Below are 13592 nucleotides of genomic sequence, written 5' to 3'. Positions count from 1 at the left end.
CGCTGTTTTTATCGTGGCTATTTGGTGGTGTAGACAAACACGCCGTCCCAATCTGCGGACGGCGGCACTTCGCGGAAATGCGCGATGCGCTCGAGGTAGATATCGTACAGTGTGCGCGGCGCACGGGCGTTGAGCGCGCGCAAGGCGGCTTCGGCAGCATCCCAGTCCTGCGCCTGATAGCGTGCAAACGCGGCTTCGAACTCGGCCGCATCCTGGCGCACCGTATCGGCGAGGCCGTCTTTCGGCCCCAGCGGTTCATAGATCGCCACCGGGGTTTCCTTGCCCTTGACGCGCACGTCGTCGACCTTCATGAAGGCGTGAACGGGATCGGCCTCGACCGTGGTCTGGGTGACGAGGATGCCGACGCCGTACTGCTTAGTGATGCCCTCCAGACGCGAGCCGAGGTTCACCGCATCGCCCATCACCGTATAGGCCATGCGGAATTCGGAGCCCATGTTGCCGACGCTCATGCGCCCGGTGTTGACGCCGACGCCGATCTTCACGTCGGGCCAGCCGCGCGCGGCGAATTCCTGATTCAGCTGCGCCAGCGCTGCCTGCATGTCGAGCGCGGTCTGCACCGCGCGGGTGGCGTGGTCGGCGAGATCCACCGGCGCGTTCCAGAATGCCATGATGGCGTCGCCGATGTACTTGTCGATGGTGCCGCGATGCTGCTGCACGATGCGCGTCATCGTCGAAAGATAAGCGTTCAGCACTTCGGCGAGTTCGGCCGGTGGCAGCTTCTCGGAGAAATTGGTGAAACCGCGGATGTCGGAGAACAGCACGCTCATGTCGCGCGACTGCCCTTCCATCGTGTAATGCGCCGGATTCTGGCTCATTTCTGCAGCCAGTTCGGGCGGCACGTACTGGCCGAACAGCTTGGTGATCTGGCGCTTGCTGCGCGTCGCGGCAAAAAAGCCGTAGGCGGTGTTGAGCGCATACAGGCCGAGCAGCGTCAGCATCGGCGCCGCCATCGGCACCACCCAAAAGCGCGACCATGCCGCGCCGTAGGCTGCCAGCAGCAACGCCAGCAGCACCATGCTGGCGGCCAGGCCGACGGTCGGCCCGAAACGCAGCAGCACCGCAGTCAGCAAGGCACCCAGCAGCAGTACGGCGGCCAGCCGCGCGTCGTCCGCCCACGGCGGCGTGGCGCGGATGGTGCCGTCGAGCATGCCGGCGATCAAATGCGCATGGATCTCTACCCCCGGGAAGGCATTGGAAAACGGCGTCACCCGCAGGTCGGCCAGACCCGGGGCGGTCGACCCCAGCAGCACGATACGGTTCTCCAGTTGTTCCAGCGGCGCCTTGCCTGCCAGCACGTCAGCCGCTGACAGGTAGGGAAACGGCGAACCGGCGCGATACGGCACATGCACAGTGCCGTCCGCGCTGAGCGGAACGCGAATGCCGCCTACTTCCAGCCACGGCGACAGGTATTGCCGGCCGAGCACCGACTGCCTGTCGATGCCGGCAAGCGCCGGATCGCCACCGAACGCCACCCGCAGCGTGGAAGCCGACAGCGCCAGGTAGTAGCCTGCGTCATACAGGCTGACCAGATTCATCTGGCGTGCCGTGCCATCCTCGTCGGCCCGCATGTTGAAAAATCCTGCACCCTGCGCCGCCTGCTGGAAGGCGGCCAGATTCGCACCATAGCCGGTGGGCGGCGGCGTACCGGGCTGCAACGGGCCAAACGCAGCGGCAGGCAGCGACGGCGGCGGCAACATGCCGGTTTTGGCGTCACCGTAGCCTTGCGGAATGAAGTAATAGCCCAGCGACAGCGGACGTTCGGCGAGCACCCGCGCAAAGCGGGCGTCGTAATCGAGGCGCGGCGCAAGCTGTTCGAGTGCCGCCCTGAAATCGCGGCTGCCCGCCAGATCGCTGGACGCCAGCTGTTTGAGGGTATCGAGGCCCGAACTCGTGTCCGGTTCGGCAAACACCACGTCGAAGCCGACCGCCGCCACGCCATAGCGGTCGAACAGCCGCTCGACCAGCGTGCTCAGGGTGTCGCGGCTCCACGGCCAGCGGCCGAGGCTTTTCAGGCTGGCCTCGTCGATGTCGAGGATGGCCACGCGATCATCCACCCCGGCCGGCGCAGTGCGAATCAGCCAGGCGTCATACAACCAAGCCTCGGCGCGCTGCATGGGGGCGATATGGATCAGACCCACAACGTGCGCCGCGATCAGCAAAACAAACAGCGCAGACAGCCCTGCCTGCGCCAGCCTGGATAAAACGCGCTTCACTTGATACGGTAGAAACGGTCGGCCAGTTCCTTGCCGCGAACGGCATCGAGACGCCCATCCACCGCCTCGCCCAGCGCTGCAAGGCGATCAGCCGGGTGCGGGTGGGTTTTGTAGAGCAGGCTGGTGCGGTTGTCCCCCGCGGGCAAGGCCGCCATGTCCTGCAACACGCTGGGCAGCCCCCACGGGTCGTAGCCGGCGCGCGCGGCATACACCATGCCGGCGCGATCCGCCTCGTGTTCGGCGTTCTTGTCGAGCCCGCGCGCCATGATTTCTGCGCCGTTGCCGATCAGGTTCTGCACCACCTGGTCGCTGCCTTTCGCCTTGCTGCTGGCGGCTTGCCCCAGCGCCCCGATCAGGCTGGATTGCTTGAGCACCTTGAGGTGATGCTTCTGCGTGACGTGGGCGATTTCATGCCCCAGCACGCCAGCCAGCTCGGCCTCGTTGTTGAGCAGGCGATACAGGCCCTTGGTCACGAAGATGTAGCCCCCCGGCGCGGCAAAGGCGTTGATGGCCTCGGTGTCGAGAACGCCGAAATGCCAGGTGACATCCTGGCGTCCGCTCTGCAGCGCCACCCACTTGCCGACCAGGTTGACATAGTTCTGCAACTTGTTGTCGCGCACCAGCGGCACCGCACCCAGCAGGTTGCCGGAAATCTGTCTGCCGATGCGGTTTTCCTCTTCAAGCGAGTAATCGCCGAACAGCGCAAAGCCCAGTTGCCGGGCATCGATTTTCTGATTGGCTGGAGGCGGGCTCGCTGCGGCGCTTTGTGCCGCAGCGGGGGCCGGGGTCGTTGTTTGAGCCGGTGTCGGCTGCGTCTGCTTATCCTTGTTCAGTTCCTTGCTCAAGCGCTCTTCGAGCAATTTGCCGAAGTCGAATCCGGCTGACGCGCTGCTGAAGGAAACCAGCGAAACGGCCAATAGCATCAGTTTGATTTTCATCAGTTGTCCCCCCACGGCGAAGATGACTGCTCGGGCTGGGGCTTGGGCAATTCCGCCACATTGACTGCGGCCAGACCGGACTGGCGGGCAAAGCTTCTGGCCTGCGCCGCCATCACGCTCAAGGCATCCAGACGCGCCAGTTCGTCGGCATTGAACTGGGCCCGCTTCAGGTCTTCGTCATTCAGGCCCCGCAGGCCGGCCACCGCGACCACGCGGCTGGGGTCGGACCGCGTGGTCGCGGCTCCCACCACATCGCCCACCCTGGTTCCGCCCAGCCCGCCCGCCCCCGCGCGCACCGAGAGCAGCCGGATCCAGCCGGTGGTTTTGCCTGAGGTCACGCGCAGCCAGCCACCCTGCTTGGCGAGGATGCCGACGCTGGCCCCTTTGGCCACAGTCCCTGCCACCTTGGCGCTTGCACTGGGCTGACTATAGAGCTTTTCATTGCGCAAGACCGTGCCGGGCGCAGCCCAGGCAGATGCTGCGGTCACGCACAGCACCAGCACGGCTGCCGGAATCAAGAATGTTTTCATCGTGTGACTTCTCCATCTGACTGCAAAACTGTATGGCCTGCCATTCTATGGCGTTAAGATGCCGCAATGAATTTTCTTACGGCTTCCATCGAATCGCTCGGCGCCAAGGTCGTCGGCTGGTTCACCGTCGGTTACGCCATGTTTGCCTTTCTGGCCAAGGCCGGCTTGCTGCTGCTGGATCGCACCACCTGGAACCGCGCCACCTTCGACGTCGTCGTGAAGCAGGTTTACTTTACCGCCGTGCAGATTCTGCCTGTTTTCCTGGGCTACGCACTGGTCATTTCGTGGCTCATCATCACCATCATCCTGTCCACCGCACGCGATTTCGGCCTCACTGCCTTCGCCAGCGAAATGACCATTCGCGTGCTGGTGCTCGAACTGCTGCCCTTCCTGACTGCGCTCTTTATCGCCTTGCGTTCCGGCAGCGCGATCAACACCGAAGTCGCCCTGATGCAGGTCAACAACGAATTGGATGCGCTGGCGCACTGTAAGGTTCCGCCGATGCAGTTCGAGTTTCTGCCACGGCTGATCGGCGGCGTGGTCTCGGTCGTCATCCTGGCCGGCCTGGCCGGGCTGCTCGCCCTGTTGATGGGCTACCTCACCATCTACGGCATGAGCACGGCGGGCTTTGAACCTTATACCCAGACCATCGCAAAAATCTTCGATTTTACAATCATGGCTGGACTGCTCGTCAAGTGCGCGCTGTTCGGACTGGCGGTCACCCTGATCCCGGTCACCGCCGGGCTCGAAACGCCGAAAAAACTCTTCATGGTTCCGGTCTCCGTGCTGCGCGGCATGATGCGGGTGTTCTTCGCCATTGTGACAATCGAGGTGGTGTCATTAGCGCTCAAATACATCTGACTTCGTTTGCCGATCGCTCCGCGCTGATGGCTGCTGTTGCCGTCCTGCCCGATGACGTGGCGCGTGTCGCACTCGATCTGCCACTGCGGGCGAATCTGTCGGCGCTTGAAAACATTGCGCTGATTCCGCTCTATCAGCGCCATTACAACGCAGTCGAATCAACCCGGCAGGCGCAGGCCATGCTGGACCAACTGGACCACACCGAGATTGCATTGCTGCGCGACTCCGACATGACGCCGGCCCAGCGCTTTGTCACCAAGCTGGCGCGCGCGCTCATCCTCAAGCGCCCGCGTCTGGTGATCGACCGTCCCGGCGCCATGCTTTACGATGTGCCCTACCCCGCCTTCATCGATCAACTGGCGTCGCAGGCAGACATGACCGGCACCTGGGAAATTTACGACTTCAGCTGGAACCAGGTTCTATATAACCAGGCATTGCATTCAGAATGAATAAACTGCATTTCAAGGTCGGATTGTTTGCCGCCGCCTCGCTGCTGCTGGCGGGCGCATTCGTGGTTTATCTGCTGCATGCGCGCGGATTTTTTGAAGACACCTTCCACCTGCAACTGGCCGCAGCCAGCGCCGATGGCGTCGCAGCCGGGGTGCCGGTGGTGTTTTCCGGTATCGAAATCGGCCGCGTCACCACGCTGGGGCTGAATGAAGCGGGCGGCATCATCATTCACGCCACCTTCTTTGAACGCAATGCAAAATGGCTGAGGGAGAACAGCACCTTTACCCTCGACAAACCCATCGTCGGCGGCGCCAAGATTCGCGTCGACTCGCCCGATCTCGACGCCCCCGCACTGCCCGACAACGCCACGGTGCTGCTGCTCACCTCCGACATCAGCAAGGAGCTTCCGGCACTGGTCGAACGGGTCAAGGCGGTGCTCGACAACGTCGAGCACCTCACCCGCAAGGACGGCGAAATCAATGCCACCCTGGCCAACTTGCAAACGGTGACCGGACGCATGACCGGCGAATACGGCATGCTGGAAAGCATTCTCGGCAGCCCGGAAAAGGCCCGCGCGGTGACCGAGTCTCTCGATAAAACCCGCGTCCTCATCAGCAGGCTCGACAGCCTGGCGCTGAAAATGGACGGCATGGCCGCCAAAGCCGATCAATGGCTGTTTGCACCAGACGGCGTGGCCGAGCAAACGCACGAATCGCTGGCCCAGATACGACTGATGCTGAATGACGCGCAATCCAGCCTGACAAAAGTCGATGCCCTGATGACCAACGCGGTGGCGATTTCCGCCGACGTCAAGGAAGGGACGCAAGACATTGCCACGCTGCGCACCGAGATCGACGATGCGGTGCGCAAGGCTAGCGCGCTGGTCAACGAGATCAACAAGAAATGGCCGTTCAAGCGCGACCCCGAGGTGAAACTGCCATGAGGACCCTGCTCGCCCTCGCCTGCCTGGTTGCGCTTACGGGCTGCAGCGGCGGCCCACCGCCGCCCGACTGGAAAACCGATGCAGCTGATCTCATCGAGCGTTATCAGAAGCATGCCCTGCTGGGCGAAAACACGCTGGCCGAGCGCTATTTCCAGCAGGCTGTCACCGCCACCGGCGGCGCCGGCCGCGTCACCGAGACCGCGCGCCTGTGGCTGGTGCGTTGCGCCACCCGCCGCGCCATGCTGATCGACGATGCCTGCGCCGAGTACGCCGAGCTCGCCGCCATCGCGCCGAACGCGGCGGATCATGCCTACTATCAGTTCCTCGCCCTGCGCTGGGACGCCCTCAATGTCGCCCTGCTGCCCAGCCAGCACCGCGACCTGGTGCGCACGCCGGCCGAGAGGCGGCCTGAAACGCTGAGCCGGATCGCCGACCCGCTGGCACGCCTGCTCGACGCCAGCCTGCTAGTGATACGTCAGGAAGCCGATGCCGCCACGCTGGAAGTGGCTGTTGAAACCGCCTCGGAACGCGGCTGGCGCCAGCCCCTGCTGACCTACCTGAAGCTGCAGCAGGAACAGGCCGCAGCCCAGGGCAATCTGACCGAACAGGCCCGGCTCGCCCGGCGCATTCGGCTGGTTGAACAGAGCCTTCTTCTGCCGCCCCCCAAATAACCCTAAGGAGACGCTGATTAATCCGTCTTTGCGAGGAGCGAAGCGACGCGGCAATCCAGAAATGCCTGCTTAATCAATGCGCTGGATTGCCGCGCTTCGCTCGCAATGACGGTTATATCGAATTAATCAGTGTTTCCCTAAGCCGTGCCGGCAGGTTCTGTCAGGACGGTTTCCTGGAAAGCCGGCAGCCGCATTGACAAGCCCATAGGGCGCGACTATTGTCCAGCTTCCCGTAAACATAGTATTTGCATACCAACAAGCTGTAGTCCGTTATCCAACCAAGAGGAGGTGCTTATGAAATACACGACCATCGCGCTGGCTGCCCTGGCAATGCTCTCAACCGCTGCGCACGCAGCACCCGCCATGATGTCCACCGAGTGGACCGCGCAGGCTTGCGACGCCTGGAACAAGGACGCCACCCTGACCGACGGCCTGAGTGACCAATGGATCAAAAACAACAGGGACCGCGGCTACAAGATCATTCACCTGTATCGCACCGACTGCGGCGAAGCAACCCAGACCGAGCTGAAAATCGCGGACAAGAATGGCAAGGCCATGTGCGTTTATGGCGGCGCCGTGCAGAACACCAAGATGGATCACGCGGTCGACTACACCATGCACGCCACCACCGAGCGCTGGAATGAAATGGGCGCGGGCGAATACGGCCCGATGAAGGCCATGATGTTCGGCCGCCTCAAGTTCACCGGCCCGAAAATGGAAGCCATGGGCGTGATGGGACCATTCGGCGCCTTCCTGCAGTTGCCGGGCAAGATTCCGGGCGACCAGGCCTGCCCTGCGAAGTAAGCGGCTTGCGCCACAAAAAAGGCCGGGAGCGATCCCGGCCTTTTTGCGTCATTGAACCGTACTGGTTTTAATGAACCGGTTCAACCTAGAAACCGCAGTTGGACGCGCTCGATGGTGCGTCTGGGCGGGTGGATGCCGCGAAGCGAGGAGGCGGCAGGCCGGGGCCTGCAACGACGTGCGTGGTTGTTGCCGCTTTAGCGGCTTTACAACCACGGCCTACCCCTTGCGGGTGGGGCGACCAAGGCAGGCGCACGACCAGGCGTGCCAGCGGGTGCGTAACGAACTCACCCTGTAGGTGGGCGTGGTCGAAGGCAGAAAAACCAATATCCATGCTGCATTCCTCAGGGTGATGCGCGGTCAACTGCGGTTTTTAGGTTTTTTAATGAACCGTACCGGTTTTGACGTCGAGCGGCCGCCCGTTGCGGATTTCCTCCGGCGTGGCCTCGCGAATATCCATCACGTTCACCAGGCAGGTCACGCTCTGTCCGGCCAGTGAAGGGTTGCCGTCCAGCGTGAGCTTGTCGTCCTCGATCGCGGTGACGTAAAACACCTTGGTCTCGCCCGTATCGTTCTCGAACATGACTTCAGCGCCGACGCGCCTGAATTGCGGCGGCACGTTCTCGATATCGTCCGTAAACACCAGGCTCTCGTCGCGCAGACCATACCCTTCTTCGGGCGTCAGCGTGATCTCAACCCGCTCGCCCACCTTGCGGCCCACCACCGCCGACTCGATCGCCGGCAAAATGCCGCTGTTGGCGCCCTGCACATAGCCAACCGGAATATCGTACTGCTCGACGACCATGCCGCGCGCGTCAAGGATGGAATAGGTGATGTATACGAGTTTGTTCTGTGTCACGGTGACCATGCTGTCTCATCCTAAGCGTCGAAAAAAATGCTGCGTCCGCACCTGTTTGGCGCCTGCACACATGCTTATGATACCCATGAAGGTTGCCCCCGCAAATCGACCTGATCACCGTCCACCGCCGGCCACGCGGGCTCAGTACCTGACGCGCACGCGGTAGCTGAGCGTCGCCTTGCCCCCGACGGGCACCGATACCCGCCATTCGGCCATGCCGGACGCCGCCTTGGTGTGCGGCTGCGATTCGCTCACCATCGTCCAGTCGCCCGGCATCGGCTCGCGTACGATGACGGTCACCGCTTCCGGCTTGGCGTTTTTCAGCACGATTTCATAGGCCGACTCGAACACGTAGTTGTAACGGCTGGTGCCGGCCAGTTTCTGGAAGGCGGTCTGTTTCTTGTCGGCCGTCACGTCGAACGCATCACCGAGCTTGAGGCGCACGGTTTCGTTCTTCGGCGTGTGGTCGATGCGGTCTTCGCCGACGAACTGCGCATTGCCCTGGCTGTCCTGCTTGTACAGGCGGATCACGCCGCGGGGCAAGGGCATGCCGAGGCCTTCGCCCTTGTTGTCGAACTCGACGAACACCCCGACCTTGATTTTCTGCCCCAACTCGCCGTGCTGCCCGGTGTAATAATAATTCGCGCCTTGGAGCAGAAATTCCTTCTTCACCGGCACCCGGCTCGCCGACATCAACGCCACCTGCTTGGTCTGGTTTTCCGCCAGCGTGGTGGGGCGCTGCAGCGTGTAGAGGTGATACTCGAACAGCGATTCCTGCTGCATTTCGGCTGCATCGGCCACCTTGGCCGCCATCGCCATCGTCGCACGCGGCATCGGCTCGGCATCGCGTACCCGGTTGAGATCGCCCGCCACCAATTGCAGCCTGGCATTGGGGTAAGCCGCGCCGCTCTGGTTGGTCAGCGTCACCCAGCCATTCAGATCAAGCCGGTCGTCGCGCTCGTTTAATTCGGCCACATAATCGGCGCGCCACGACAACCCGCCGGTCAGATAGGACAGCTCCAGGTTCTGTGTGCCCGCTGTCGGATTGACCAGCGAGATGACCAGCGTGGGCGTGTCGCGCAGCGTATCGGGCACGTCCGGAAACGCCAGCCGCCCCGGCACCCCGGCTTCGATGTGATCGGCAAACTGCAGCACCACGCCGCTGTGGGTCGACAGCACGGTGGCGGTCTCGCGGGTTTCAGCCCCGGTGCTGGGATGAGTGCGGATCACGCCGACTTCACGTCCGACGTATTTTTCGAGCAGTTTTCCGGGCGTCAACCGATCAAAATCGAAGGTCTGTTCCTGTAGCCGGAACCCCGCTGGGTTCGACACATTGCGCAGTTGCGCGGTTTCCGGCCGCATCTGCGCCGATACGTCGCGCCACGCCAGTTGGTTGATGTCGCGCGCAAGCCTGACCCGCCTGGCATCCTTGATCAGCGCCAGGTTGTCGCTGTAAATGGTGACCGCCACACTTTGCTGGTCGGCTGCGCTACTGGCGATTTCTTCGCGCGGCGCGGCCCAACTGGCATGGGATGCGGCCATCAGCCCGGCGATCATCGTATTCAGCAGTTTTTTCTTCGTCATGTTGGGCTCCTGCACACCTTGCGGCAAAGCGCCATGATGACCGAACCGCACCAAAAATGGTTCGCCGCGCTAGAATGATCGTACTACCCCCGCAGTGAATGACATGACCTCAGACGATCCCCATCCATCCCGCATCGTCGGCGGTGGCATCAACACCCGCAAATCCGAACAGCCCGTGGTCGTGACGCAAATGCTCGGCATCGACAACAGCACCCCGGTTCGCGAGGAGGCCCTGCGCGCGCGCTTTTTGTCGTTTGATCCGTTGTTCGACGCCGCCTCCAACCTGGTTGCGCATCAGCTGGTCCTGCGCGGCCGCGCCGCGCCCGCCGATGCCCCGCCCGAGCTGCGGCAAATGGAAGAGGATATGTTGCTGACCGGTCTCTATTCATTGACGCAGGGCGGCCTGACCGGCAAGCTGCCTTTGCTGGTGCGGATCAGTGCGGGGGTGCTGTTCAGCGACATCCCGCAGCAAATCAATCAACGCCAGCTGATCTGGTGCGTGGACATCGACAACGAACAGCATCTGGCACGCACCCTGGCGTTGCGGGATGCCGGCCTGACGTTCTGCCCCACGCTCAATCGCAACAACGCGATCGTGCAGGACAGCGCTTCTGCCTGGTCCTACCTGACCTGCCACGCCGACGACACGCCGCCCGTGCTTGCTGCGCGCCTGATCGTGGAAGGCGTGCGACATTCGCATACTCAGGCCCGCTGGCCCGAGAACGCCTGGTTCAAGGGCAGCTTCTTTTCCGGCGACACCCAACCCGCCGAAATCAGCCACGAGCAGGCAGTTCAGCTGGACTTGCTGGCCATCACCCTGCGCGAGTCGGTCGACACCCTGGTGCAGTTCTTCCGGCTGAATCCGGATATGACACCGCGTATGCTTGCCATTGCCAATTCCCAGGTCGGCGGCTTGAGCCGGCCCGCCGAATCGGCAGCCCATGCATTGGTCATGCTGGGGCCACAACGCGCCCGCCGGGTCGCGGCACTGCTGGCGCTGACCGGCAAGCAACCGACCGAGTCGATGCGCCACTATGCCGTGACCGCACTCACTCGGGCGCTGTTCATGGGCAAGATCACCCGCCTGGGTGCCCCCGCCGAAAGTGCCGCCGACGCCTTCGAAATCGGCTTGTTATCGATTGCCCCGCGCGCGCTGTCGCTGCCGGTGGAAACGCTCATCCGCAAGCTGGGGCTATCGGCGACAAGCGCACGCGCATTGAGCGCGCATCCCTCACCCGAAGGCGTCATGCTGCAGCTGGCGTATGCCTGTGAAAACAACGACGCCGAAACCCTGGCCGCGCACGCGCAGCAACTGAAGATTCCGCTGCACCAGATTTCCGTGGCCTATCTGGATGCCCTGATTGCCGCCTCGGCGCTCGACGAAGCCCTGCACTGACAGCATCAACTTCCAGCTCAGAATCAGAAATGGCGCGAAGCCGGGCTGCAGACAGTGCTGGAGCACGACGAGGCGAGCACGGCAAAGCAGGTTTTGTTTTTGAGTTGGCATAAAATGGCGGTTTTTCTCGCTCACTGACCTTATGCATCCCACCCTGGTTTTCGACATTGAAACGGTTCCCGACCTCGCTGGGTTCGCCGCAGTCAACAGCATAGACACGGCGGCGCTGCCGCAGGCCGAGCTTGCCGAAATGACGCTGCTCGCCCGACGCCAGAAAACCGGCAGCGACTTCATGCCGCATCACCTGCACCGCATCGTCGCCATTTCCTGCGTGCTGCGCCGCTCTGATCCAGGCGGCGGAGACCAGTTGAAGGTTTGGTCACTGGGCGAGCCCGACAGCAGCGAAGCCGAGTTGATCCAGCGCTTCTATGACGGCATCGAGCGCTACACCCCGCAGCTGGTGTCGTGGAACGGCGGCGGCTTCGACCTGCCGGTGCTGCACTACCGCAGCCTGGTTCATGGCATTGCAGCGGCGCGCTACTGGGACTGGGGCGACGACGACAAGGATTTCAAGTGGAATAACTACCTGTCGCGCTACCACACCCGGCATCTGGATCTGATGGACGTGCTGGCGATGTTCCAACCGCGCGCCAATGCCCCGCTCGACCAGATGGCCAAGCTGTGCGGCTTTCCCGGCAAGCTGGGAATGGACGGCTCGATGGTGCTCGACGCCTTCCAGCAGGGTGAGATCGACGCCATCCGCAACTACTGCGAAACCGACGTGATGAATACCTGGCTGGTGTACCTGCGTTTCCAGAAGATGCGCGGCACGCTTTCCGAATCGGCTTACGCCGCCGAAATCGAACTTGCGCGCAGCACCGTGCAAGCCCATGCCGCCCCGCACTGGCAGGAGTTTCTGGCAGCCTGGGGATAAACCTTTTCACCACAGAGGCACAGAAAACACACGAGGTTTTTCTCCCTGCCTCTGTGTCTCTGTGGTTAATGTATTGAACCCATGAATCCCATCGTCGACATTCTTTCCCTCGACCACGCGGGTCACGGCATCGCCCGCATCGACGGCAAGGTCACCTTCGTCGACGGCGCGCTGGCGGGCGAGCGCGCGGAAATCGCCGTATACCGCGAGCACGCCAAATACAACTCGGCCAACGCCATCGCCATCCTCAAAGCGAGCTCGCAGCGCGCCGAGCCGCGCTGCAAATATTTTGGCCGCTGCGGCGGCTGCTCGATGCAGCATCTGGAAGCTAGCGCCCAAGTGGCCGCCAAACAGCGCGTGCTGGAAGACACCCTCGCCCGCATCGGCAAGGTCAAACCCGATGTGATGCTGCCCGCCCTGCACGGCCCGAGCTGGGCTTACCGCACCCGCGCGCGGCTGTCGGCGCGGTGGCTCGACAAGAAAGGCGGCGGACTGGTCGGCTTCCGCGAAAAGCGCTCCAGCTTCATCGTCGACATGACGAGCTGCGAAGTCCTCACGCCCGACGTATCAAAGCTGCTTCTGCCGCTACGCGAGTTGATCAACGCGCTATCGAATGCAGACCACATTCCGCAGATCGAGGTTGCCGTCGGCGAGCATGTCACCGTGCTGGTGTTCCGCCTGCTCGCACCCTGGACCGACGACGATGCCGTCAAGGTTCGGGCCTTCGCCGACCAGCATCGCGTACAGATTTGGGAACAGGCCAAAGGCCCCGACACCGTGCGTCCTTTCTGGCCCCACATCGCGCCCGAGCTCAGCTACAGCCTGCCCGAATTCGGCCTGGTGATGCCATTCAGGCCGACCGACTTCACCCAGGTCAATGTCGCCATGAACCGCGCGCTGGTCAGCCGCGCGCTGCGCTTGCTGGCCCCGCAGCCGGGCGAACGCATCGCCGACCTGTTCTGCGGGCTGGGCAACTTCACCCTGCCGCTCGCCAAGAGCGGCGCCGCGGTGCTGGGCATCGAGGGCAGCGCCGAACTGGTCGCGCGTGCACGAGAAAACGCGCTACACAACAATCTGGCCAACGCCCGCTTCGCGCTCGACAACTTGTTCGAAATGACGCCAGAGAAGTTCGCCGCCCTCGGACCCTTCGACAAGCTGCTGATCGACCCGCCGCGTTCCGGCGCCATCGAAATGGTCAAATCCCTGCCCGAAGCGGGCGCGCCGCAGCGCATCGTTTATGTCTCGTGCGACCCCGCCACGCTGGCGCGCGACGCCGAGGTACTGGTACACACCAAGGGCTATCGGCTCGAAGCGGCCGGGGTCGCCAACATGTTCCCGCATACCGCGCATGTGGAATCGATCGCGCTATTCGAGCGCTAATCCATTAATAT

13 protein-coding genes are annotated in these 13592 nt (G+C 62.8%); 8 read left to right on the top strand and 5 right to left on the bottom strand.

What is annotated here, in order from left to right; all coding sequences use genetic code 11:
- Window positions 1-17 precede the first annotated feature (17 nt).
- The 3 genes from ABW22_RS13295 to ABW22_RS13285 are packed head-to-tail and all read right to left on the bottom strand — an operon-like array spanning window position 18 to window position 3702.
- Entirely contained in the window at window positions 18-2234 is a 2217-nt protein-coding gene (locus ABW22_RS13295) for a CHASE2 domain-containing protein (RefSeq protein ID WP_059757548.1), read from the bottom strand.
- Complete coding sequence (locus ABW22_RS13290) at window positions 2231-3172, bottom strand: M48 family metalloprotease (RefSeq protein ID WP_059757546.1); 942 nt, start codon at window positions 3170-3172, stop codon at window positions 2231-2233. The genes ABW22_RS13295 and ABW22_RS13290 overlap by 4 nt, the downstream gene beginning before the upstream one ends.
- Window positions 3172-3702: an SH3 domain-containing protein gene (locus ABW22_RS13285; protein ID WP_059757543.1), complete on the bottom strand. Its 531-nt coding sequence runs from the start codon at window positions 3700-3702 to the stop codon at window positions 3172-3174. The genes ABW22_RS13290 and ABW22_RS13285 overlap by 1 nt, the downstream gene beginning before the upstream one ends.
- A 66-nt stretch (window positions 3703-3768) precedes the next feature.
- Here ABW22_RS13285 and ABW22_RS13280 point away from each other — a divergent pair, with 66 nt between their 5' ends.
- The 5 genes from ABW22_RS13280 (at window position 3769) to ABW22_RS13260 (ending at window position 7431) form a co-directional block, all read left to right on the top strand.
- On the top strand, window positions 3769-4563 hold the full coding sequence (locus ABW22_RS13280) for an MlaE family ABC transporter permease (protein WP_059757541.1): 795 nt from the start codon (window positions 3769-3771) through the stop codon (window positions 4561-4563).
- A gap of 26 nt (window positions 4564-4589) precedes the next feature.
- Window positions 4590-5012 carry a hypothetical protein gene (locus ABW22_RS13275; protein WP_059757538.1) on the top strand — a complete coding sequence of 141 codons (423 nt, stop codon included), beginning with the start codon at window positions 4590-4592 and terminating at the stop codon, window positions 5010-5012.
- On the top strand, window positions 5009-5956 hold the full coding sequence (locus ABW22_RS13270; RefSeq protein WP_059757536.1) for an MlaD family protein: 948 nt from the start codon (window positions 5009-5011) through the stop codon (window positions 5954-5956). Before ABW22_RS13275 ends, ABW22_RS13270 begins: the two co-directional genes overlap by 4 nt.
- On the top strand, window positions 5953-6627 hold the full coding sequence (locus ABW22_RS13265; protein WP_059757533.1) for a hypothetical protein: 675 nt from the start codon (window positions 5953-5955) through the stop codon (window positions 6625-6627). Before ABW22_RS13270 ends, ABW22_RS13265 begins: the two co-directional genes overlap by 4 nt.
- A gap of 294 nt (window positions 6628-6921) precedes the next feature.
- Window positions 6922-7431 (top strand): SCP2 sterol-binding domain-containing protein, encoded by a 510-nt coding sequence (locus tag ABW22_RS13260; protein ID WP_059757530.1) that lies wholly within the window; start codon window positions 6922-6924, stop codon window positions 7429-7431.
- A 379-nt stretch (window positions 7432-7810) separates the two neighbouring features.
- Here the strand turns inward: ABW22_RS13260 and ABW22_RS13255 are convergent, their stop codons facing one another.
- Window positions 7811-8296: an FKBP-type peptidyl-prolyl cis-trans isomerase gene (locus ABW22_RS13255; RefSeq protein WP_059757527.1), complete on the bottom strand. Its 486-nt coding sequence runs from the start codon at window positions 8294-8296 to the stop codon at window positions 7811-7813.
- 132 nt (window positions 8297-8428) lie between these two features.
- Window positions 8429-9871 carry a DUF4139 domain-containing protein gene (locus tag ABW22_RS13250; RefSeq protein ID WP_059757725.1) on the bottom strand — a complete coding sequence of 481 codons (1443 nt, stop codon included), beginning with the start codon at window positions 9869-9871 and terminating at the stop codon, window positions 8429-8431.
- 103 nt (window positions 9872-9974) lie between these two features.
- Here ABW22_RS13250 and ABW22_RS13245 point away from each other — a divergent pair, with 103 nt between their 5' ends.
- From ABW22_RS13245 to rlmD, 3 genes are all read left to right on the top strand, one after another.
- Window positions 9975-11267 carry an EAL and HDOD domain-containing protein gene (locus ABW22_RS13245; RefSeq protein WP_059757524.1) on the top strand — a complete coding sequence of 431 codons (1293 nt, stop codon included), beginning with the start codon at window positions 9975-9977 and terminating at the stop codon, window positions 11265-11267.
- A gap of 142 nt (window positions 11268-11409) precedes the next feature.
- Window positions 11410-12201 carry a 3'-5' exonuclease gene (locus tag ABW22_RS13240; protein WP_059757521.1) on the top strand — a complete coding sequence of 264 codons (792 nt, stop codon included), beginning with the start codon at window positions 11410-11412 and terminating at the stop codon, window positions 12199-12201.
- Window positions 12202-12282: 81 nt separating this feature from the next.
- On the top strand, window positions 12283-13581 hold the full coding sequence (rlmD, locus tag ABW22_RS13235) for a 23S rRNA (uracil(1939)-C(5))-methyltransferase RlmD (RefSeq protein WP_059757518.1): 1299 nt from the start codon (window positions 12283-12285) through the stop codon (window positions 13579-13581).
- Window positions 13582-13592 lie beyond the last annotated feature (11 nt).

The sequence above is a fragment of the Thiobacillus denitrificans genome, assembly GCF_001530125.1.
GTDB classification, from domain to species: Bacteria; Pseudomonadota; Gammaproteobacteria; order Burkholderiales; family Thiobacillaceae; genus Thiobacillus; species Thiobacillus denitrificans_C.
This window is presented reverse-complemented; position numbering and strand designations above follow the sequence as displayed.